The organism is Rhizobium sp. PDO1-076, assembly GCF_000247475.1.
Lineage (GTDB): Bacteria > Pseudomonadota > Alphaproteobacteria > Rhizobiales > Rhizobiaceae > Allorhizobium.
This window is the reverse complement of sequence record NZ_AHZC01000177.1, coordinates 25,048-46,414: the sequence shown is the minus strand read 5'-3', so window position 1 is coordinate 46,414 and position 21,367 is coordinate 25,048. Positions and strand designations below refer to the sequence as shown.

The following is a 21,367-nucleotide window of genomic DNA, read 5'->3' as shown; positions in this document are numbered from 1 at the left end:
AGATCGCATCCACATTGCGGATTGTCGCCAGCCGTGCGGTTGCGATAGGCGAAGGCATTGGGAAGGTCGCGGTAGGGTCGTCCGCTGACCGCCGAAATCATCTCAGATGTCTCGCTGACCGCGGGCGCGTGGAAATACAGTTCCGTCTCGGTGTTAGGGCACATCTGCTGACACAGGCCGGCGTCATGTGCGAAATTCATCGCGGATGTGCTGGAGGAGATCGGAAAGAAGCCTCCATCACAGGTGCGTACGCATAGTGTCCGGATATTGCCGGTCGGCAGTGCGGCCGGCTGGTCGGGGAGGGCCTCCAGCGAATTGCGGCTGACTTGATAGGGCTCCGCCAGCGTGTCGAGATACGGGACGCGCTCGGCTTCCTCAACATCGCCGCCGAAGGTCCCATCAGTCTGCGCGCTGCAGCGGTTTGCCTCGAGAGCGGAGGTCAGCCGGGCGCGAGCGTCCCTGCTCTGAGCTCCGCCGGATCTGATTTCCTCCAGCTTGGCCACCAGAATGTCCTTGTTGGCCTCCATCCGGTCGAGTGCCTCTGAAAGATCGCCGCAATCGCTGCCCCCGTCCGGCCGCACGACCACGACCGCAGATGTCAGGCAGCGCAGGCGCTTCTGGTCTTGCCTTGCCTTTCGCAACTCCAGATTCTGTTGTGCGATCGCGCTGGCATAGCTGTTGATTTCGGGATTCTCGCCAATGATTGTCGAGACATCGGCAAGCCGATCACGCAGACGTTCGCAGACAACCGATGCAGCGGCGGCATTCGGCACAATCCAGGCAAAGCACAGCGCTGCAGCGAGAAGTCCTGGTATCCGTGTCTGCAAGATCACTTTCCCGCTGGGTTTTCGTGGATGCCGGTCGTCGGTTCCTGCTCCTATACTACCTGACCGAGAATACGCCAGTTAAAGCTAAAGTAAAATGATGGTGCTGTCATCGACCGCCATCGGGTTTGACACGATGGCGGTCGCTCTGGCTCAGGCGGCGCGCGCCGTTTGAAGCGTCATCGGCTGATCAAGGACGCTGCCAGAGATCGATGCGACATGTTTCATCCGCTCAAGCAACGCCTCCGTCACGTCCCATGCGACGGCAACGGCCTGGACAGAGCCAATCCGCTGGGGATCAGCAATGCGCATACCGGGGCAGCCCATGCGCTTGAACATGCGTTCCAGGAAGACATCGGTGACGGTGACGATCTGGCTCAGTCCCGAGGCAAGCCCAAGCTCACCGACGCCGCACATCAGTTCGGCCGCGGCGATGGTGACCTGATTGCTGGCGCGGTCCTGCGAGATTTGTGGATCGATGCAAAAACGGCTCGATTCCCAGATGGCGGCGCTGCGGATTTCGCTCTGATCGCCAAGCAGCACCGGAAACGTGTCATCGAGCATGTTCGGTCCGAGGGTCGGCAGCAGGCGCAGTGCTCCCCGCAGGCGTCCGCTGTCGCTGTAGGACAGGATATAGAGCGGATTGGCCTGATCGTAGTGGTCAATTTCCCAGTCACCGCGCAGGCTGACATCCCATCCCAGAAGGTCGTGAAAGACGGTCTTGCGCAAGCGATGCATGGCATCGATTTCATGTGGGTGGCGTTTGCGATTCACGCCATTGATGATCCGGATCATTCGGCACTCCTTCAGTTTGAACGAGTGGCAACGATGTCGGTTGCGGATGATCGATGAAACTGTCGGTAGTGACAGCTTTCCCCTGCAATCAAATGGGATGGGATTGCGAGGGACGGCTAGGTCGGCTCGGTCGCATTGTGCGGGTTTGCAACTAGCTTGCGCCAAAGGGCTTCGGCGACCGCTTGCGGATTGGTCACGACATTGAGTTTTCGCCGCGCATTGGACATGAAAAAACGCACTGTGCGTTCCGTGATGCCGAGAATGACGGCGATCTCCCAATAGCTCTTCCCGGCGGCGACCCAGGACAGTGTCTCGATTTCTCGAGGCGTGAGCCGGTCTTGTCCACGTCGAGTGCGCATTTGGGACGATCTGTGCGCTAGGATTTTTGCATGAAAGCTGATGGCCAACGCCGCAATGTCGCGGTCGTGCGTTCGACGCAGATGCCGCCAATCCTGAACCGCCATGTCGGCCTGGACGAGGAGAAAGGCTGTTCTACCCTCCTGCGAAAGCATCGGATAACAGGCACCGACGGGGACGAGATCGAACAGGCTGGCGAATGTCGACAGGTCTTGGCCAGCGATCGTTCGAGGTCCGAGATCCTGCCAGTCGAACGGCTCTATGGCCATTGCTGCGTGCAGGAAAGGGGCATGCAGAAGCGTCTGTCGGAATTTGTCGGGCAGCCTCGCCAATCGCGGCAATGTTGTGTGATGCAGGCTGTGAGCGGCAAAGCGATTGCCGTGGAGGATTCCATCGAAGTACAGCAGATGGTCCAGGCCATAGACCTGCCGCATGCGGTCGAAAAAATGCTGGGGCTCGAGATGGTCGGCTTGCTCGAGCCAGTCATGCAGTTCGAAATAGGCCTGCGAAGACACCATGAAAAAACCCTAGAAACCAAGGGCTTTAAGATGGTTTCGCATGATCGGACTTGTCCAGCGACAATGTGATTTGCCGCTGGCTCTGAGCAAAGAGATTTCGGTGCACCGCGTCCCGCAGTCTGGCGGGCGCTGCCGTCACGCGGGCTGTGATGCCTCCACAACGGCAAGAGCGGCCATGTTGACGACGCCACGCGAGGTAACCGAGGTTGACAGGACGTGGGCCGGCATGGCGGCACCCAGAAGGATCGGGCCGACATGAAGCGCGTCCATCATGGTGCGCATGATACCAAGCGAGATGTTGGCCGCATCAAGGTTCGGGAAGACCAGGATATTGGCTTCACCCGTCAAGGTGCTGTTCGGCATGGCGCGTTTGCGCAGAGCCTCCGACAAGGCCGATCCGCCTTGCATTTCGCCATCGACCTCAAGCTCCGGAGCTTCCTGTCGCAGAATTTCCAGCGCGCTGCGCATCTTCGTGGCACTGGCCGACGGGCGCGATCCGAAATTGGAATGCGACAGCAAGGCTGCTTTCGGTGCAATGCCGAAGCGCCGGATTTCCTCGGCGGCCAGCATGGTCATTTCGGCGATTTCCTCCGCCGAGGGATCGTCTGTGACGAAAGTGTCGGTGAAGAAGATCGCGCCACGCTGGGAAATCAGCAGGCTGAGGCCGGAGAAGTCGCGAACGCCCGGTCGCTTGCCGATAATCTGGCGAACATCACGGACATGGCGATCGAACCGGCCTTCGACGCCGCAGATCAGTGCATCGGCATCCCCACGCTTGACCGCAAGGGCGCCAATGACGGTGGTATTTGTGCGCACGATGGTGCGGGCAGCCTCCGGATTGATGCCGGCGCGTCCGACGATGGCGAAGTAGTCGTCGACATAGTCGCGGTAGCGCGGATCATCTTCCGGATTGACCAACTGGAAGTCGACACCCGGACGGATGCGCAGGCCGTAGCGCTTCAGGCGGGTTTCGATGATTTGCGGGCGACCGATCAGGATCGGTTCGCCGATCCCGTCCTCGAGCAGAACCTGGGCTGCGCGCAAGACGCGTTCGTCTTCACCTTCTGCAAAGATCACGCGCTTCTTGGTGGCGGTCTTGGCGGCCGCGAAGATCGGCTTCATGACGAAGCCGGAGCGGAAGACGAAACGGTTCAACTGGTCGAGATAAGTATCATAGTCGGTGATCGGACGGCGGGCGACACCGCTTTCCGCCGCGGCACGGGCGACAGCCGGCGCAATGCGCAGGATCAGGCGCGGATCGAACGGCGAGGGGATCAGGTAATCGGACCCGAATGTCGGGGTCTCGCCGGTATAGGCTTTTGCGGCAACTTCCGAGACTTCCTCGCGGGCGAGGGCTGCGATGGCACGCACGGCGGCCATCTTCATCTCTTCATTGATCGTGGTCGCACCGCAGTCGAGTGCGCCCCTGAAGATATAGGGAAAGCAGAGAACGTTGTTGACCTGATTCGGAAAGTCCGAGCGGCCGGTGCAGATCATCGCATCGGGACGTGCCGCGCGCGCCTCTTCCGGCATGATCTCGGGCTTGGGATTGGCAAGGGCCATGATCAGCGGATTGGCAGCCATCTGTGCCAGAAGTTCAGGCTTCAGGACGCCCGCGGCCGACAGGCCGAGGAACACGTCCGCACCATGGATGCTGTCGGCGAGGACACGCTTGTCGCTCTCCTGCGCATAGACTTCCTTCCACGGGTCCATGAGCTCATTGCGACCCTTGTAGACCAGGCCTTCAATGTCGTGAACCCAGATGTTCTCACGCTTGGCACCCAGGATGACGAGAAGATTGAGGCAGGCAAGCGCTGCGGCGCCGGCGCCGGAGGCGACGATCTTGACCTCTTCGATCTTCTTGGCGGCGAGTTCCAGGCCGTTCAGGATCGCGGCCGCGACGATGATCGCGGTCCCATGCTGATCGTCATGGAAAACCGGGATGTTCATCTTGGCGCGCAACTGGTCTTCGACCTCGAAACATTCCGGCGCCTTGATGTCTTCCAGGTTGATGCCGCCGAAGGTCGGCTCGAGTGCCGAGATCGTCGAGACCATCTCATTGACGGTCGGTGCCTCGATCTCGATGTCGAAGACATCGATGCCGGCGAACTTCTTGAACAGGACCGCCTTGCCCTCCATGACCGGCTTGGAGGCGAGCGGACCGATGTTGCCGAGACCGAGAACAGCCGTTCCGTTCGAGATCACCGCCACGAGGTTCGAACGGGCGGTGTAGTCGTCTGCCGCTGCCGGATCCTGCTGGATGGCGAGGCAGGGTGCTGCGACGCCGGGCGAATAGGCCAGCGCCAGGTCACGCTGGTTGCCGAGCGGCTTGGTCGCCTGGATTTCCAGTTTCCCCGGTCGCGGATAGCGATGATAGAAAAGCGCCTGTTCATCGAGGTCCGCAGAGGTGTTGGAGGCTTGCGGCTTGTTCTTGTCCTGGGAATTCATCGGCTCACCGGCAGTTTCTTGAAGGGGAAGTGTGGGTTCCTCAATACACGAATTGCCCGCAAGTGGTAGTCGCTAAGTGCGCCGATCGGTACGGTGTCATCTTCCTGAAACACGACTCTGGTTAAGCGCTTGATAAAGAGTGCTAGAGGACCGCGACGTGGAAGAAGCCAGCGAAATCCGCCAATTCAGGACACTTTTCATCTCGGATGTACATCTCGGCTCGAAAGCGGCCAAGACCGATTTCCTGCTTGATTTCCTGCGCCTGCATGAGGCGGAGACGATCATTCTGGTCGGGGACATCGTTGACGGGTGGCGGTTGAAGCGCAGTTGGTACTGGCCGCAGGAATGTAACGACGTCGTGCAGAAGCTGCTGCGCAAGGCGCGCAAGGGCACCCGGATCGTCTACATTCCCGGCAATCACGACGAATTCCTGCGGGGGTTTCCGGGCACCCATTTCGGCGGCATCGAGGTCGCCGAACGGATGATCCACGAGACGGCCGACGGCAAGAAATATCTCGTTTTGCATGGCGACGAGTTTGATGTTGTCGTGCGCAATGCCCGGCTGCTCGCCTATCTCGGCGACTGGGCCTATGACACAGCGATCGCGATCAACATTTTCCTGGCGGCCGTCCGGCGTCGTTTGGGCATGCCGTATTGGTCGTTTTCGGCCTGGGCAAAGCTGCAAGTCAAACATGCCGTGAATTTTATCGGTGAATTCCAGAAGGTTGTTGCTGAAGAGGCGCGTCGCAACGAGGTTGATGGGGTGATCTGTGGTCATATCCATCATGCCGTCATGGAAGACATTGACGGGATCCACTATGTCAACACTGGCGACTGGGTGGAAAGCTGCACCGCCATTGTCGAGCATCACGACGGTCGATTCGAGCTGATTTCCTGGGGGCACAAGATCGGCGAGGCCGCGGCAAGCAAGCGGGAAGCGTCGCCCATGGTGCCGATTTCCTTGCCTGTACTTGCCGATATGGCGGAAGGTGAGGGCGTGCGCGCAGCCTGAGTGCATCGGATACCGGTGCTGGAATGCGACAGCATGCTCTGATTTCGCAAGCGATGTTGCGATTAATTCCCGGTTAAGGATTACATCGCCAACCGCGATCGTTATAGTACACTTCCATTTGTATGATTTGCGTCGACGGGGTTTGACCTGGGCCCGTAATTTGGAAGTTGTCGTAGCCTTGAACTCCGCTCAGCCTGAAATCGCGCGTATCACGGTCGATGACCTGCCTGAGGGGCGTGGGCGTGTCATTCGCCTTGCCGGGAATTGGAAGAATACCAGCCTCAGCGCCATGGTGAAGAGTGCCGGCAGCTTGGTGGACGACAAGTCCGGGATTGCCGAAACCGTGGATCTCGACAGTGTTCTCAGCATGGACACTGCCGGCGCATGGCTTGTTCGCCGTTTCGTCGCGCAGCGTCAGGCTGACGGCCGCAGCATTTCGATTGAGGGCGGTACGCCCGAAATGCGTGAGCTGATCAATGCACTGCCCGATCACGTTCAGCCTCCGGAAAAGAAAAGCAGCCACAGCAGCCTGTTCGAAACCATCTTCGCCCCCGTGGGGAAGTTGACGATCAGTCTCTGGGAGGATTTCGTTGCGATGATGTTCGTGCTCGGCTCTGCCGTGCGCGGTGCGCAGACGAAATTCGGACGCGGGAGCGGGGTGTCTCCTGCATCGGTGGTCAATCAACTCGACCACATGGGCGTTCGCGCCATGCCGATCATCGTGCTGATGTCGTTCCTGATCGGCGCCATCATCGCGCAGCAGGGTGCTTTCCAGCTCCGGTATTTCGGTGCCGAAGTGTTTGTCGTCGATCTTGTCGGTATTCTGCAACTGCGTGAAATCGGTGTTCTGTTGACCGCCATCATGATCGCCGGTCGGTCCGGCAGCGCCATTACAGCCGAAATCGGCTCGATGAAAATGCGCGAGGAGATCGATGCGCTGAAGGTGATCGGCCTCAATCCCATCGGAGTGCTGGTTTTTCCACGGCTCGTGGCATTGACCATTGCATTGCCGCTGCTGACCATTGTCGCCAATTTTTCTGCGCTTTACGGCGCAGCCGTGGTTGCCTGGGCTTATTCGGGCATCACCTTCGACGTCTTCATCACGCGCCTGCATGACGCCGTCGACTACTCTACGCTTGCGTCCGGCATGATCAAGGCGCCGTTCATGGCGCTGATCATCGGCATTGTTGCCGCAGTCGAAGGCATGAAGGTCGGCGGTAGCGCAGAATCGCTCGGCCGCCACGTCACGGCAGCCGTGGTCAAATCCATCTTTGTCGTCATTCTCGTAGACGGGCTGTTTGCCATCTTCTACGCGGCCATCGATTTTTGAGGGCGCGGATGGAAGAGAAGACAAACGCGATGATGAAAGACCGGGAAACGATCCTTTCCGTCAAGGGGCTGACCGTTGCCTTCGGCGACAATGTCGTGCTCGACAAGCTCGACCTTGATATCTACCGGGGCGAGATCCTCGGGTTTGTCGGTGCATCGGGTGCCGGCAAATCCGTGCTGATGCGTACGGTGCTCCGGTTGCTGCCAAGGCGCTCCGGCAAGATCGAAATCCTCGGTGCCGACTACGATGAGGTCGACGAGCGCGAGCGGACGATGCTCGATACGCGGCTGGGCGTGCTTTTTCAGCATGGCGCCCTATTTTCTGCCTTGACCGTCAAGGAGAATATCCAGTTGCCAATGCGTGAGTACCTTGATCTGCCTCAATGGCTGATGGACGAGCTTGCCTATCTGAAGATCGAACTTGTCGGTCTCCATCCGGATGCTGCAGACAAATACCCTTCGGAACTGTCGGGTGGCATGATCAAGCGCGCAGCACTTGCGCGTGCGTTGGCGCTCGACCCCGATCTCGTCTTTCTCGACGAGCCCACCTCCGGTCTCGACCCGATCGGTGCCGCGGAATTCGACGATCTGATTGCTCGGTTGCGCGATACCCTTGGATTGACGGTCTACATGGTCACCCACGATCTCGACAGCTTGTTCTCCGTCTGCGACCGTATCGCGGTGCTGGGACAGAAGAAGGTTCTGGTCGAAGGTACGCTTGAAGACATGCTCGCCTGTGATGATCCATGGGTGCAATCCTATTTCAAGGGCAAGCGGGCCCGCTCCATTCCTCGGCCGGAATCGTCCGGCGTGCATCCGATAGAGTGACTGACACATGGAAACCAAAGCCAACTATGCCCTCGTCGGCTTTTTCACCCTGCTGGTCATCGGCGCTGCCTTCGGCTTCGTTTACTGGATGGCGGAGTATGGCAGAGGCGGCCCGGTTGCGCCACTTGCCATTCGCATCCCAGGCTCGGCCAACGGCCTGAGCATCGGCTCGCCGGTGCGCTTCAACGGCATTGCCGTGGGTTCAGTCCGCAATCTTTATATCGATAATGACGACCCGCAGTTCTCGGTGGCGTTTACGGAAGTGCGCGCCGATGCGCCCGTGACGTCCTCCACCAAAGCGGTTCTGGAAATCCAGGGTCTGACCGGAGCTGCCTATATCGAGCTTTCCGGCGGGACAGCCGACGATAAGGAAAATATCCTTGCCAAGGCGATGGCGACGGGTGAGCCGGCCGTGCTGATGGCTGATCAGTCGAGCGTCACCAACCTGCTTTCCACAGCCGACAAGATCCTGCAGCGGGCCAATGATGCCATTGGCGAATTGCAGGGTTTCATCGGCGATGCGCGCGCGCCTTTGACCAATACGGTGAAGAATGCCGAGGTGTTTTCAAAATCGCTGGCCGACAATGCCAAGGGCATCGATCAGTTCCTGAAAAGCGTCAGCGCATTGTCCGATTCCGTGTCGGGCCTGTCGGGCCGCCTGGATTCGACCCTCGGTGCCGCCGAAGACCTGTTCAAGGCGCTGAATTCGGAGAAGATCGACAAGATCCTGACCAATACCGAGCGTGCGACAGCGAACATTGCCAGCGCAGCAGATCGGGTGGGTCCGGCCATCGACAGCTTCCGGCAAACGGCAGAGACCTTCCAACGCTTCGGCAGCAATGCCGACCTGACCCTGCAAAAGGTGTCCAAGCTGGTTGACGCCATCGATAGCCAGAAGGTCGGCAAGGTCGTGGACGATGTTTCTGTGGCATCAGCGGATGCCCGTGCCGCGATTGCCGGGTTCAAGGACCTTTCTGTCAGCATCACCGGTCGCAAGGATGACATCAACAAGGCGATCGACGACTTTACCCAGCTCGCCAACCGACTGAACAATGCATCGCAACAGGTGGATGGAATCCTGAGGAAGGTCGACGGATTTCTCGGTTCCGACGATACCAATTCGCTGAGTGCCGAAGCGCGCAAGACGCTGGAACAGATCCGCCTGACGGCCGAAAACCTCAATGCCCGGATCGGACCGATTGCCGAGAATTTGCAACGCTTCTCCAGCACCGGCCTGCGTGACATCCAGACACTGGTCAACGATACGCGCCAGACGGTGCGTGGTCTGAACGATGCGATTACCAATTTCGACAACGACCCGCAGCGATTGATCTTCGGCGGTGACACGGTCAAGCAGTTTGATGGGCGGACACGCCGATGACGGATCAAAACCGGAAGGGATATGACAGCATGACTATGTCCGGCTTGGGAGGTGCGGCGCGCGACAGGCGTGTGCGGATGCTCGGCGCGGTGTTCTTGCCGATGTTGCTTGCCGGTCTGCCGGGCTGCGCTTCCAAGGCGCCAAACGATACGTTCGATCTGTCGGCAAGTGCTGTCGTTTCAACGAATGCTTCAGCCAAGAACAGGCAATTGCTCATCGCCGATCCGACGGCGCTCAAGGCGGTCGACAGCGAGCAGATCCTTGTGCGCGTTTCCAACTCCGAGATCCGTTATCTCTCGAAGTCGCAGTGGAGCGACAAGCTGACACGCATGGTCCAGTCAAAGCTGGTGGAAGCGTTCGAGGACACCGGACGTCTGGGCGGCGTCGGAAAGCCGGGCCAGGGCCTTGCCATCGACTATCAGTTGATCACCGATGTCCGCGCCTTCGAAGTGGCGACCGTCGGCGGAGATCGCGGTGTCGTCGAAATTTCGGCCAAGTTGCTCAATGACCGCAACGGAACTGTCGTTGCCCAGAAGGTCTTCAGGGCAGAAGCCCGCGCGGCGGGCACGAGCAACGAGGCCTATGTCAAGGCAATGGACGAGGCCTTCGGTTCGGTCACGGCAGAGATCGTTACCTGGGCGCTCACCGCCATCTGATTTTTCATAGTTTGAGTCAGAAAAGCCCCGGATCCATTTGAGATCCGGGGCTTTTTCGTTTTCAGGTGGGCGAACCGCCTGCCGCCTTTGCCGCTATCTCAGCTGAAGCGACCGGCAGCGTGTGCCAGCATGGTATAGACCTTGCCCGTATCCGAGGTGAGGTAGGACTGGGTCACGCTCTTGTCGCGATCGGTGCGCGCAACATCGGCCAGCAGCTTTTCGAAATCGGCGATGTAGCGATCGACAGCGACGCGGAATTCCGGTTCGCGGTCATACTTGCGCTTGATCTCGTCAAAGGTTTGCTGACCCTTTAGCGTGTAGAGGCGACGGGTGAACACGTCGCGTTCGCCGCGCTGGTAGCGGCGCCAGAGTTCGACCGAGGCGTCGTGGTCGATCGCCCTGGCGATATCGACCGAAAGCGAGTTAAGCGATTCGACCATGTGACGCGGATTGCGACTGTCGGTCTGGCGTTGGGCGACCGGCGCTTCCGGTGCCGGACGGGCAGGGGCCGCACGTGCGGGCGCGGGTGTCGCCGCGGCTGCCGTCTCGTCGCGTGAGGCGCCGCGCAGCAGGTCGCTGATCCAGCCGCCGCCTTCGACACGGCTCGCCGGCTGTGCCGTCTGGCCGTAGCTTTCGCCAAGTTCCAGGCTGCCGCGCAGGCCGAAGTTTTCGGCGGAGCGGGCAACCGGCTGGGCTTGAGGCGCCGGCGCTGGTGTTGGAGCAGGTGCTGCGGCGGGGGCGCGGCGGACTGGTTCCGGCTGGGCTTCTGTCAGGCGACGGGCTACCGGTTCGGAGATTTCCAGCGTCTGGCTGGTGCGGCCAACAAGCTGTGAAATGTCCTGCAGGGCCTTGATCTGTTCGGCCACGGCGCGGCGCATGGCGGCTGCACTTTCCTTGGCTTCTTCCGGCAAATCGAACGCGCCGCGCTTCAACTCGTTGCGGGTCAGGTCAAGTTCCTTGCGGATGTCTGTGGCCGAGCGCCGGATTTCATCCGTGGCGCCGGCAAAGCGGGCGACGGCCTCGGTCACTGCCTGCTGCATGGCTTCGCGAAGGGCGACGGCGGCACCTTCCGACTTGCGACCGGCTTCTCCGAGCAGGTGGTCAATGTCGTTCAGGGAGACAGCGAGGCCGCCGCGCAGACGGTTCGCAAGCTCGCCCGAACGCTTCTCGGCTTCGGTCAGCGTCTTGTCGATGGAGACCTGTGCCTCCTGTTCGGCGGAGAGCAAGGCATTGCGCATGTTGTCCGCGGTGACCTGTGCCTTCTTTTCCGTTTCCCCAAGCACCTGTCCGATGTCGGCGAAGGAGGCCTGAACGCTCTCTCGCATGTTGGCTGCCGTCGATTGGGCGCGCTTTTCCGTCTCCCCAAGGATCTGGCCAATGTCGGTGAAGGACGCCTGGACACTCTGGCGCAGGTTTCCGGCCATCTGGCCCGAACGCTGTTCGGCACGGTCGAAGGCGGTTTCGACCATCTTGCCGAGGCCCTGCATGGTGTTTTCAATTTCTTCGGAGCGCTTGACCAGGCCGATCGAAAGCTCGCGCAGGGCCTGCTGGCGTTCTTCCAGCGTGCCGACCAGATTGGACTGCGCGGCGGAGAGAAGCTCGGATGCTTTGCCCAGCACCTTGGTATGTTCGCCGAAGCGGCCGACGATCGAAGACACCTGGCCGAGCGTTTCGGTCGAGACTACTGTCAGGCGCTCAAGCTGGCCGTCCAGCAGACGGTTCGACGTGGAGAGGATGTCGGTTGCCTTGCCTGCCGTGTCATTGAAGCGCGCGGCCGTGGCGCCCAGGCGGCTATCCAGCGAGCCGATGCTCTGAACCGCCTGTTCGACGATGGCAGAAATACCGGAATTGCTTTCGCCGAGACGCTCGATGAGCTGCGACGCACTGGTGACGATCGAGTTTTCCGCAGCACCCAGGGTCGCTGCGGCCCGGTCGGCACGCTCGGTGATCGCACCAAGGATGGCTGCATTTTCGCTGCGCAGGCGTTCTGCGCTCTGTTCTGCAGCCGCGGTGATCTGCTCGGCTGCCGTGCGTCCGGTCTGGGCATAGGTCGCGATCATCGGACCGGCCTTTTCGTCGATCAGGCGCGACAGTTCTGCCGAGCGGCTCGACAGCATCGAGTTCAGTTCGCGGGTCCTGTCGTCGAGGACGGAACGAATGGTGTTGCCCCGTGCTTCGAGCGCCTTTTCGACCGCATCCATGGTTACGGCGAGTTCCTGCGTGTTGCCGGCAATCGCTTCGCGGATGGCGGCGGTGCGGCCCTCCAGGGTCGATCCCACATCCGCCAGCGTGCCCGACAGGTTGGCGACCTGCGCACTGACCAGCGCTTCGGCCTGAGATACCTTGCTGGTGATGGCATCGCTTGCCTGCGAGACCTTGTTGCTGATCGCATCGCCGGCCTGGGAGAAGGTCTGGGCAACGGCTGCTGCCTGGCCCGCAAGGCGGCTCTGGGTGTCTTCGATGCGCCGGGTGAGATCCTGCGACTGTTCCTCGACTGTACGGCTCAATTCGGCACTGCGCTCGCCGATCTGTTCGGCAAACTGGGTGCTGGAGGCTGTCAGGCGGTCTACCGAGCGCTGTGCTTCGGTGTCGAGATCGCGGGCGGCATCGGAAACGGCGCCACGCAGCGCGGCCGCGAGACCAGCGGCCTTGCCCTCAATGGTACGGTTGACATTTTCAAGGCCGATGTTGAGCGCGCGGTCCATGGTCGACAGCCGTTCGTCGATCTGGGCGGTGCGGCCTTCGAAGGTTTCGGCCACCTTGGCTGTGCCGTCGTCGAGGATCTGGGCGACGCGGCTGCTCGCTTCGCTGCCAACGCGCTCGATCGCGGTCACCTTTTCATCGAGGCGGGCTGCAAATTTCTCGCCGGCATCGTTGACGCGGGCGTCGACGCCGTCCAGGCCGTTGCGGAGGCGGTCTTCCAGGGTACCAAGGCTCAATTCGATCCGGGTGCTGGTTTCGTCGAGGCGCGAGGTCATGCCGCTGACCGATTGCTCCACCACGCCAGAGAATTCCTGGGCGGAGCGGGTGATATCACCGGCGGCGTCGCGGATCTGCGAGGTCAGTGAGCCGGCTGTTCCACGCAGGCGCTCATCGAGCGCCTTGCTGCTGTCGTCGATAGCGCGACGCAACGTGCCTTCGTGATCCTCCAGGCTCATTTCGAGCATGCCGGCCGATGCGGCCAGCGATGCGCCGAGCGAGGTCGAGTGCTCGACCAGGCTATTTTCCAGATCGCCCTGGGCCTCGCGCAGTGTCGTCGAGATTGCATTGGTGCGGTCATCGAGCGTCGAACGAATGCGTTCGTGGGTGTCGACGAGCCGCGCATCGATCTGGGTGACACCCGATGCGATCGTATCGGCGATGCGATTGGTGTTGAAGCCGAGTGTCTGGGACAGTTCGCTGTTCGCACCTTCCAGCGTATTGCGCAGATGGTCGCTGGTGCCGGCAAGCTTGCCGTCGATATCGGTAATGCCGCTCGAAAGCGCCTCGGTGATATAGCTGGAATGGCGTCCAAGCGTCCGATCCAGCTCTCCACCCGCATCTTCCAGTGCCGACGCAAGGTAGGCTGTGTGGCCGGCGAGCGACAGATCGAGGCGTTGCTGGCTTTCACCATAGGCGCTGCGAACCGATTCAGCCTTTTCGGCAAACGCGGCATCGATGCGTCGATCGGCGTCGGCAACGGCATCGATCAGGCCCGAGGCGCGTTCGGTCAGGGTTTCTTCGAGGCGGCGTTGTCCATCGGACAGTGCCTCGACAATGCGGCCGGAATTCTGGCTGAGCGTCCGTTCCAGCGTGCCGCTGGCATCTTCCAGCGTCGATGCGAGATAAGCGGTGTGACCGGCCAGCGAAAGATCGAGCTTTTCATGGTTTTCACCATAGGCATTGCGGATCGCTTCTGCCTTTTCGGCGAATGCTGCATCGATGCGGCGATCGGCGTCGGCGACGGTGTCGATGATGCCGGAAGCGCGCTCGGACAGGGTCTCGTCCAGACGACGTTGTCCGTCCGACAGGGCCTCGACGATGCGGCCGGAGTTCTGGCCAAGTGTGCGCTCAAGCGTGCCGGTTGCGTCTTCCAGTGTTGACGCCAGATATGCCGTGTGCCCAGCCAGAGAAAGATCAAGCTTCTCCTGGTTCTCGCCATAGGTGCTGCGAATTGCATCCGCCTTTTCGGCGAATGCCGCATCGATGCGGCGATCGGCATCGGCGACCGTATCGACGATGTGTGCCGCGCGCAGCGACAGGGCTTCTTCCAGGCTGCGCTGACCGATGGACAGCGTTTCGGCGATATTCTGGCTGCGGCTGCTCATTGCGATGTCGAGTTCAAGGCTTTTGGTGCCCAGCGTGTCGGCTATTTCGCGGCTGGCCGCGTCGATGGACTGAACGATGTTCAGGCTTTGCGAACCCAAGGTGTCAGCGATGTCGCGCCCCTTGATTTCCAGCGTCTCGGCGAGGTGCTGACTGCCGGTGCTGAGGGCGATGTCGAGTTCGAGGCTCTTGGTGCCCAGCGTATCGGCTATGTCACGGCTGGCCGCTTCGACGGTTTCCACGATGTTCCGGCTTTGCGTCTCAAGCGTGTGGGCAATCTCGCGGCTCTTGCTGTCCAGCGTATCGGCAAGGCGATCCTGATTGCTGTTGAGCGCGTTGACGATGAGTTCGGAACGGGTGGTCAGGGTCTCATCAAAACGGGTCTGATTGTCGGCAAGGGCCGCATACAGTGCACCGCCGCGCTCTTCCATGACCTGGTCGATGCGCTTCTGGGCGTTCTCCAGACTCTCGGTGAGAGCTGCTGCCTTGGCCGACATGGCGTCGGCGATTTCCTGGGCGCGGTCGGCAAGGGCGCTGTCGATCATTTCCTGGCCGGTTCCCAGGGTGGCAGCAAAGGCAAACGACTGATCCGCCAGAGTGGAACCGAGACGGTCGATGCTCGATGTCAGAATGCCATCGATCGAGTCCGAGCCACCTGTGACGGTCTCGTTGATCCGCGCGAGACTTTCCATCAGCTTGTTGTCCAGCGTGCCCGCACGCTGGTCGAAGGCGCTGGAGAACTCGGCAACGCGGGTGTCGAATGTCGTGTTGATCTGGCCGATCGTCGTCTGGAAGCGATCCTCGAAGAGTCCGGAACGCAGGTCCAGATCGACAATCGCGTCATCGGCCGCTGACTTCATACTCTGTCGGAAGGACTGACCGCGCTCGTCCAGAGAGCCGTTGAGCTTGGTGAGAACGTCGTCCAGCGAGGACGTGATGGTGCGTTCGCCACTCTTCAGGGCTTCGGCAATGTCGCGGGTGCGCTCGACAAGGGTTTCGTTGAGCTGGCGGGCACGCTCGTTCAGAGCGGCGTTGAGCTTTTCGGTATTGGCGTCGAGCGTCGAGGCGCGCGTCTCGAACTGGCCAAGCAGTTCCGTGCCACGCTGGTTGAGCGTGGAAGACAGATTGGCGAGCTGCGAGTCGAATTCCGAAGCCAGGGAAATGCCGGAGGCGGCCAGCGTCTGGACCATGTTCTCGGTCTTGTGCGTCAGAAGCGAGCCAAGTGCGGTCACTGCAGCATCCGACCTCTCGGTCAGCGTGGCTGCGCGGGTGTCGATCATCGAGGCGAAGGCTTCGCCCGATGTCTGCAGGCGCACGGAGATTTCCTCTGTCGCCAGCGACAGTTCTTCCTTCAACTGGTCATGCGCACCGATGATGGACGAGCGGATGCGCTCGGCGTGATTGACGATGGCGTCGCGTTCGGCGCCCAGTTCGTGCACGAGACCGCGCACCCGCAGTTCGTTGTCGGTGTAGCTGCGCTCAAGCGCGGTCACTTCCGAATGTACCAGCGTTTCAAGCTCGGTCGCGCGGGCAATCGTGCGTTCGATGCCCTCGTTCATGGCCGAGACTTCGCGGCGTACGGCCTGGCCGACCGTCATGATCCGTTCAGACGCAATGGTTTCCGGCTCGGACAGTCGCAAAGCCACTTCCGCCATGGACCGTGCTGCATTGCGCAGGTCATGGGCGCGGGCCATCATGATGGAGAAGGCAAAAAACAGCATGATCGGCACTAGGGTGCCGACGAAAATTGCAACGACACCCGGCATCGCGACGATGTCGGCAACCGAAGGTGCCTGCCACATCTGGCCGCCGTAAAGCAGCTGTGTCAGTCCGATCGCTCCCAGCACCCAAAGTGCTGAAATGATCGTGGCGTTGCGCAGTGCTGTCGGCAGGGATGCGCCGTCAAGCGACTTCAGAATGGCAGCCGGCGTGCGGCGCGATGTGTCGTTGGCCGGCGCGAAGGCCGGGGCTTTCGGAGCCGGCTCCGGTGCCAGCTCGCTTGAGCGTGCGGTACGGCGTTCCTGAGGCTTCTTCGCCGATGCAGGATTTTGAACGGGTTCAGACACGGGGCTCTCCGATGCGCGTGCCGCCGGTCGGACGGGTTTGGTCGCCGGCGCCTCATTGTCGAAATCAATGCTCAGGGCCGCCTCGAGAGCTTGAAAAGCGCTCTCATCAATAGAGTCGGACTTCTTGTTCGCCATAGGGTTACGCCTCGTTACCGCTACTCTCGGCAGTTCGATCCAAGGGCACTACGCCGCCTGCATTCGAGCCCTGGTCAGACTGCCTTACTTTAGGATCCCCGTCTGCCGCCACGCCAGTCGAAAATCCCCTTGAATTTCATCGTCGGAGCAGCCTGTCATCATGACATTCGCGATGTGTTTTAGCACTATCCGACATTGGGGCAAAGAATTCCGCCTTTAGCCCAATCAACCGTATCGTAGTGACACATTCGGGCTTCCGATACAATTAATGGCCCAGACGGCGGTTAATGCGGTTTTCGGTTGTTAACAATATTTAAACCAGTGAAGGGCGTGAAAAGCCAATGTCCGTCAGGGTTTAATGCACGTTAACCATAGTGTGAAGTTTTCCGCGCCGATGAGTCCCATTTTAACGCAATTGCCATTGGCGCCAGAGAAACTGGCACTCACAAATAACAAGAAAAGAAGGAATATGGCTATGGCAGCCGTAAATGTCGCGTTCGAAGCTCCGGAAAACTTTGGCGGGCTCTGCCCTTCGCAGCAGCGACCTGTGGACCTCGTTCATCTGGCCACCCAGACGAAGGGTGATCGGGCTGTCGAGATCGAAATCCTGCAGATGTTCGCGCGCCAGGCACGTGGCTGTCTTCAGGCTCTGGCCAGCCATAGCGACGCGCTGCAGGTCAAGGCGGCCGCACAGAGGTTGCGAAATGCCGCAATGGCGGTTGGCGCACTTCGGGTTGCCGGGGCAGCCGACCTGATCGAAACAAAGGGTGCGACCATCGATTCGATCGCGTCGGTGAGTGCTGCCGTTCTTGAGGCCGAGCACTTCATCCTCAAGCTCGCCCGCTAGACGGTGCATACGCGGCGGATGATCGGGGCCACTGTCGTCTCTCCTTCGAGTTGACTGGTGTTTCGATTTGTTAGATGACTTCGCGGATTTTTTCGGCGAAGCATGGACACAGAACACATGGCAAATATCAGCATCATCGCCTTTGACGGCACGCGCTTCGACATCGCAGCCGCAGATGGCTCCACAGTCATGGAAAATGCCGTGCGCAATTCCGTTCCTGGCATCGACGCCGAATGTGGCGGCGCCTGCGCTTGTGCCACCTGTCATGTCTATGTCGATGACGCATGGACCGACAAGGTCGGTGCACCATCGGCAATGGAGGAAGACATGCTCGACTTCGCAGTCGACGTAAAGCCAAGCTCGCGACTGAGCTGTCAGATCAAGGTGGTTGCCGCACTTGACGGCCTTGTGGTGCATGTTCCCGAACGCCAGGGGTGATAGAACCGATCCTGTGCGCTCCAAAAAAAGCCCCGCTCTCGCGGAGCGAGGAGCGGGGCAAGGGGGCGCATCGCCAAGCAGGCGAGGGAGGAAACACCTGTGGCACCAGGACGCGCCGGGAGAACTGGCAAATCGGAAAACGCTTAATCAACGTTTGCTGATGACAGGTATATTTCAGATTCTTATCAAGTGCCACGCTGAGAAATAGCCGGTTATTCACAGGTCGGGGCGCAAGTTTCGAGCAAGATGTGTCCTTGCTGCATTAGTGCGCTGTAATTTTTAGTGGGTTATTTCCGCGATAACGCTTAGTCCTGACTTACCCTGCCGCTTTTGTAGCGCAGGATGCGCGCCATCCTGTTCTGGAAGTTCTTTGCCTCTATGCGGTCGAACTTCATCTGCGCCTCGTCATGCGCCAGCGTGATGCGATCGGTGACGTCGGCGACCTTGTCCTGCATCTTGTCGCAGTTGTCTTGGGCGGGAAGTCTCTTCAGCGCCCTTTCCAGATCGCGTGCATATTGTCGGGCAATTTCCGCGTGGCGTTCCTCGTGACGCTTGATGTCTGCCGACAGGGCATCCCAGATGAAGCCAAGTTCTTTCGTTGCGCGCTTACGGTTCTTCCACCGTGGCAGAATGATCTTGGTGTCTAGGGTGACCCGGGCATCCTCGATGGCGCAGCGCTCGCCTTTGCGCACATAGGTAAGGTCGCCGCCGAAGCGGATTTGCGTGGCGCCTGGATGGCGGTTTCCCGTCATCTGGGTCATCGGCCCCTTGCGCGTCAGTTCTTCGTCGATCTCAGCCGCAGTCTTGCCGCCGATCTGAAAATAGCTTGTCGATTTGCGAACGATCGTTTCGGAGCGCGCGACGCCGGCGGAAACCGAAATAAGGGCTGTGGCGACTGCGGTTGCCCAAAAACGGCAAGCATTTGACATTATCATTTTCCGCAATCTACTGACCCGCAATGTTGAATTCGCTGCGCCCTTGGGGCATAGCCAAGCCGCGAGCACTATTGCAGCTTCGCGGATTTCCGTCGAGAGGACAGATGAACGTGACCACCGGCAATCGAAGCATCTGGCGCGTTGCCCATGGTCGCAATCTCGACCTGACGGCGCAGGGCGCGCTGATGGCCATCATCAATGTCACGCCGGATTCGTTTTCCGACGGCGGTTTGCATGCCACGACCGAAAAGGCGGTTGCCCATGCGCTTGCCTGTGTCGAGGCCGGCGCGGACGTTCTTGATATCGGTGGTGAATCGACACGCCCCGGCGCTGCTGACGTGACGCCTGAGGAAGAAATGGAGCGGGTCGTTCCGGTGATCGAGGCACTGGTTGCGCGCACGAACGTTTTGCTGTCGATCGACACCTACCGAGCCGCGACTGCCCGCGTGGCGATCGCTGCCGGCGCCCACATCATCAATGACGTGCACGGGCTGCAGCGGGAGCCGGAAATCGCTTCCGTCGCGGCAGAGAGCAGGGCCGGGCTCTGCATCATGCATACCGGGCGCGGACGGGAGACGCTTTCTGACGTCATTGAGGACCAGATTTTCTTCCTGACGCAGTCGCTAGACATCGCGTGGGCTGCAGGTGTTTTGCCGGACACGATCACGCTTGACCCGGGTTTCGGTTTTGCCAAGGAGACAGTGGAGGAGAATGTCGAATTGATGGTGCGTTTCGAGGAATTGCATCGGTTCGGTCTGCCGCTTCTCGCCGGAACCTCGCGCAAGCGCTTTCTGGGAAGTCTAACCGGGCGCGACGCTGCAGAACGGGATGCGGCGACGGCTGCAACCACGGTTGCCTTGCGTCTCAAAGGGGCGGCCGTATTCAGGGTCCATAATGTCGTGATCAACCGCGACGCGTTGGCCGTCGCCGATGCAATGCTTGCCACACAAAAGCGGCTTGCCGAAGGAATGAAGTCATGAGCGCTATCTTCACCATTACCCTGAAAAATTGCGCCTTCTTCGCACATCATGGCGTCTTTCCCGAGGAGGGGGTGCTTGGGCAGAGGTTTTACGTCGATGCGGAGTTCGATGTGGATGCCGGGGAGGCGGCCGCGCAGGACAGGCTTGAGGGCACCGTGCACTATGGTATCGCCTTTGAGGTCATCGAAGGGATCGTCACCGGCAGTCGCGTCATGTTGGTCGAAGCGCTGTCTCTGGCGATCGCAAAGGCGCTGCTGGAGCGCTTTCCGGAAATCCTGCGAACGCGCATCACGGTGCGCAAGCCCAGCGCCCCGATTGCTGGCATTCTCGACTATGTACAGGTGAGCGTTGAACAATTCAGGTGAGTTTGGGTGGCGTCAGGCAACTCTTGGACTAGGTGGCAATATCGGCGATCCGGTTTCAGCCATGGCAGCGGCTCTGCAGCGTCTCGATAGTCGCTCTGATTGTCGGGTGACGGCCGTGTCGCGGCTGTACCGGACACCGCCTTGGGGGAAGGTCGATCAGGCGGATTTCTACAACAGTTGTGCGTCTATCGAAACCACGCTTGCGCCCGAACCGCTGCTGGACGCTTGCCTCGACATCGAGCGCGAGATGAAGCGTGTGCGTATCGAACGCTGGGGACCGCGCACCATCGATATCGATATCCTGACATATGACGACAGTGTCGTGGACGGCGAGCATCTGAAGATCCCGCATCCGCGGATGACGGAACGCGGCTTCGTGCTGATGCCGCTCGCCGATATTGCTCCGGACCTGAAGGTCAGGGGAAGGGCAGTTGCCGACTGGCTCCGTGACAGCGATCGCGCCGGCATCGATATTGCAAACGAAAACCGCGCCTGGTGGCGCGGTTGATCATTTCGGTCGGGACCGAAGGTTACGTGTTTATTCGCTGGCGGCCGTAACAGCCATTGCATCGGCCTGACGGTTCAGCTTCAGGCCGATGACCGGGATCAGGCGATCCTCGACCTTGACCGAGATGGTGATGTTCATCGCATCGTCTTTTTCGATGCGGGCGACCATCGCGCCATTCAGCTTCTTGCGGTTGATGCCCATGACCGCACGATTGCCGGTGACCGTTCCGGAAACGATGTCCATGCCCTTGCCTTCGGCGCCGTCAAGGAACTGACCTTTGTAGGTGCTGCCTGCCTGGGAGATGAATGCGGACATCGGCTGGCTGAATACACCGACGCGGCAGGTGCCATCGAGCTTCATCCCTGGCTCCTTGCCGTCTGCGGACAGGCCGGTCAGGTTGCAGGTGAATTTGGTGCCCTTGTATTTTCCGGCAACAATTTCGCCTGGGCCCTTCCAGACGCCGGCGACCTGCTCAAAGAAGCGCTTGTCGCGCGAAGCTGCGTCCGCAACGGTTGCGGGCAGAAGTGCTGCAGCGGCCATGATGACGGCACTGCGGCCGAGCGACGAGAAGATGCGAGAAGACATCGATTTACCTTGGTACGAGAAACCAGAAAACCCGCAGTCAACTTAGCGCGGTATT

Annotated in this window: 18 protein-coding genes; 11 read left to right on the top strand and 7 right to left on the bottom strand. The window is 60.2% G+C overall.

The window, feature by feature from the left end; all coding sequences use genetic code 11:
• The 3 genes from PDO_RS11490 to PDO_RS29045 form a co-directional block, all read right to left on the bottom strand.
• Nucleotides 1-827, bottom strand: an 827-nt coding sequence (locus PDO_RS11490; protein ID WP_009109483.1) for a DUF2865 domain-containing protein, incomplete at its 3' end; no start/stop codon positions are given.
• A 150-nt stretch (nt 828-977) separates the two neighbouring features.
• On the bottom strand, nt 978-1,619 hold the full coding sequence (locus tag PDO_RS11485) for an acyl-homoserine-lactone synthase (protein WP_009109481.1): 642 nt from the start codon (nt 1,617-1,619) through the stop codon (nt 978-980).
• A gap of 116 nt (nt 1,620-1,735) precedes the next feature.
• Complete coding sequence (locus tag PDO_RS29045) at nt 1,736-1,978, bottom strand: helix-turn-helix domain-containing protein (RefSeq protein WP_280113369.1); 243 nt, start codon at nt 1,976-1,978, stop codon at nt 1,736-1,738.
• Nucleotides 1,979-2,008: 30 nt separating this feature from the next.
• Between PDO_RS29045 and PDO_RS28585 the strand changes: the two genes are divergently transcribed.
• Nucleotides 2,009-2,563 (top strand): hypothetical protein, encoded by a 555-nt coding sequence (locus tag PDO_RS28585; protein WP_192814365.1) that lies wholly within the window; start codon nt 2,009-2,011, stop codon nt 2,561-2,563.
• A 66-nt stretch (nt 2,564-2,629) separates the two neighbouring features.
• Here the strand turns inward: PDO_RS28585 and PDO_RS11475 are convergent, their stop codons facing one another.
• Nucleotides 2,630-4,942, bottom strand: a complete 2,313-nt coding sequence (locus tag PDO_RS11475) for an NADP-dependent malic enzyme (protein ID WP_009109477.1) — start codon at nt 4,940-4,942, stop codon at nt 2,630-2,632.
• A gap of 157 nt (nt 4,943-5,099) precedes the next feature.
• On the opposite strand from PDO_RS11475, the gene PDO_RS11470 reads away from it, so the two are divergent.
• The 5 genes from PDO_RS11470 (at nt 5,100) to PDO_RS11450 (ending at nt 10,148) form a co-directional block, all read left to right on the top strand.
• Nucleotides 5,100-5,954, top strand: a complete 855-nt coding sequence (locus PDO_RS11470; RefSeq protein ID WP_009109476.1) for a UDP-2,3-diacylglucosamine diphosphatase — start codon at nt 5,100-5,102, stop codon at nt 5,952-5,954.
• 178 nt (nt 5,955-6,132) lie between these two features.
• Nucleotides 6,133-7,284 (top strand): MlaE family ABC transporter permease, encoded by a 1,152-nt coding sequence (locus tag PDO_RS11465; RefSeq protein WP_037073581.1) that lies wholly within the window; start codon nt 6,133-6,135, stop codon nt 7,282-7,284.
• 8 nt (nt 7,285-7,292) lie between these two features.
• The gene (locus tag PDO_RS11460; RefSeq protein WP_009109471.1) at nt 7,293-8,111 is read left to right on the top strand and encodes an ABC transporter ATP-binding protein; all 819 of its coding nucleotides are present in this window, start codon (nt 7,293-7,295) and stop codon (nt 8,109-8,111) included.
• Between the two features lie 7 nt (nt 8,112-8,118).
• Complete coding sequence (locus tag PDO_RS11455; RefSeq protein ID WP_009109467.1) at nt 8,119-9,492, top strand: MlaD family protein; 1,374 nt, start codon at nt 8,119-8,121, stop codon at nt 9,490-9,492.
• A 29-nt stretch (nt 9,493-9,521) separates the two neighbouring features.
• The gene (locus PDO_RS11450; protein WP_052023439.1) at nt 9,522-10,148 is read left to right on the top strand and encodes an ABC-type transport auxiliary lipoprotein family protein; all 627 of its coding nucleotides are present in this window, start codon (nt 9,522-9,524) and stop codon (nt 10,146-10,148) included.
• A 98-nt stretch (nt 10,149-10,246) separates the two neighbouring features.
• Here PDO_RS11450 and PDO_RS11445 read toward each other — a convergent pair whose 3' ends face one another.
• Entirely contained in the window at nt 10,247-16,654 is a 6,408-nt protein-coding gene (locus PDO_RS11445; protein ID WP_009109464.1) for an apolipoprotein A-IV repeat region-like domain-containing protein, read from the bottom strand.
• 475 nt (nt 16,655-17,129) lie between these two features.
• Between PDO_RS11445 and PDO_RS11440 the strand changes: the two genes are divergently transcribed.
• The gene (locus tag PDO_RS11440) at nt 17,130-17,501 is read left to right on the top strand and encodes a hypothetical protein (protein ID WP_009109461.1); all 372 of its coding nucleotides are present in this window, start codon (nt 17,130-17,132) and stop codon (nt 17,499-17,501) included.
• 117 nt (nt 17,502-17,618) lie between these two features.
• On the top strand, nt 17,619-17,939 hold the full coding sequence (locus tag PDO_RS11435) for a 2Fe-2S iron-sulfur cluster-binding protein (RefSeq protein ID WP_009109459.1): 321 nt from the start codon (nt 17,619-17,621) through the stop codon (nt 17,937-17,939).
• 305 nt (nt 17,940-18,244) lie between these two features.
• On the opposite strand, the gene PDO_RS11430 is transcribed toward PDO_RS11435, so the two are convergent.
• Nucleotides 18,245-18,868 carry a DUF922 domain-containing Zn-dependent protease gene (locus tag PDO_RS11430; protein WP_009109457.1) on the bottom strand — a complete coding sequence of 208 codons (624 nt, stop codon included), beginning with the start codon at nt 18,866-18,868 and terminating at the stop codon, nt 18,245-18,247.
• Nucleotides 18,869-18,978: 110 nt separating this feature from the next.
• Between PDO_RS11430 and folP the strand changes: the two genes are divergently transcribed.
• The 3 genes from folP to folK all read left to right on the top strand — a co-directional run bounded on the left by folP (nt 18,979) and on the right by folK (nt 20,727).
• Entirely contained in the window at nt 18,979-19,854 is an 876-nt protein-coding gene (folP, locus tag PDO_RS11425; RefSeq protein ID WP_009109455.1) for a dihydropteroate synthase, read from the top strand.
• A gap of 5 nt (nt 19,855-19,859) precedes the next feature.
• On the top strand, nt 19,860-20,219 hold the full coding sequence (gene folB / locus PDO_RS11420) for a dihydroneopterin aldolase (protein ID WP_192814363.1): 360 nt from the start codon (nt 19,860-19,862) through the stop codon (nt 20,217-20,219).
• 61 nt (nt 20,220-20,280) lie between these two features.
• Nucleotides 20,281-20,727 (top strand): 2-amino-4-hydroxy-6-hydroxymethyldihydropteridine diphosphokinase, encoded by a 447-nt coding sequence (gene folK / locus PDO_RS11415; protein ID WP_009109450.1) that lies wholly within the window; start codon nt 20,281-20,283, stop codon nt 20,725-20,727.
• A 30-nt stretch (nt 20,728-20,757) separates the two neighbouring features.
• Here the strand turns inward: folK and PDO_RS11410 are convergent, their stop codons facing one another.
• Nucleotides 20,758-21,312: a hypothetical protein gene (locus tag PDO_RS11410; RefSeq protein WP_009109448.1), complete on the bottom strand. Its 555-nt coding sequence runs from the start codon at nt 21,310-21,312 to the stop codon at nt 20,758-20,760.
• Nucleotides 21,313-21,367: the final 55 nt, after the last annotated feature.

What these genes read in the sequence shown, in the direction of transcription:
- PDO_RS11485 (WP_009109481.1), bottom strand. Translation starts at nt 1,619, where the DNA reads ATGATCCGGATCATCAATGGCGTGAATCGCAAACGCCACCCACATGAA.
- PDO_RS29045 (WP_280113369.1), bottom strand. Translation starts at nt 1,978, where the DNA reads ATGCGCACTCGACGTGGACAAGACCGGCTCACGCCTCGAGAAATCGAG.
- PDO_RS28585 (WP_192814365.1), top strand. Translation starts at nt 2,009, where the DNA reads ATGAAAGCTGATGGCCAACGCCGCAATGTCGCGGTCGTGCGTTCGACG.
- PDO_RS11475 (WP_009109477.1), bottom strand. Translation starts at nt 4,942, where the DNA reads ATGAATTCCCAGGACAAGAACAAGCCGCAAGCCTCCAACACCTCTGCG.
- PDO_RS11460 (WP_009109471.1), top strand. Translation starts at nt 7,293, where the DNA reads ATGGAAGAGAAGACAAACGCGATGATGAAAGACCGGGAAACGATCCTT.
- PDO_RS11455 (WP_009109467.1), top strand. Translation starts at nt 8,119, where the DNA reads ATGGAAACCAAAGCCAACTATGCCCTCGTCGGCTTTTTCACCCTGCTG.
- PDO_RS11450 (WP_052023439.1), top strand. Translation starts at nt 9,522, where the DNA reads ATGACTATGTCCGGCTTGGGAGGTGCGGCGCGCGACAGGCGTGTGCGG.
- PDO_RS11445 (WP_009109464.1), bottom strand. Translation starts at nt 16,654, where the DNA reads ATGGCGAACAAGAAGTCCGACTCTATTGATGAGAGCGCTTTTCAAGCT.
- PDO_RS11440 (WP_009109461.1), top strand. Translation starts at nt 17,130, where the DNA reads ATGGCAGCCGTAAATGTCGCGTTCGAAGCTCCGGAAAACTTTGGCGGG.
- PDO_RS11435 (WP_009109459.1), top strand. Translation starts at nt 17,619, where the DNA reads ATGGCAAATATCAGCATCATCGCCTTTGACGGCACGCGCTTCGACATC.
- PDO_RS11430 (WP_009109457.1), bottom strand. Translation starts at nt 18,868, where the DNA reads ATGTCAAATGCTTGCCGTTTTTGGGCAACCGCAGTCGCCACAGCCCTT.
- folP (WP_009109455.1), top strand. Translation starts at nt 18,979, where the DNA reads ATGAACGTGACCACCGGCAATCGAAGCATCTGGCGCGTTGCCCATGGT.
- folK (WP_009109450.1), top strand. Translation starts at nt 20,281, where the DNA reads ATGGCAGCGGCTCTGCAGCGTCTCGATAGTCGCTCTGATTGTCGGGTG.
- PDO_RS11410 (WP_009109448.1), bottom strand. Translation starts at nt 21,312, where the DNA reads ATGTCTTCTCGCATCTTCTCGTCGCTCGGCCGCAGTGCCGTCATCATG.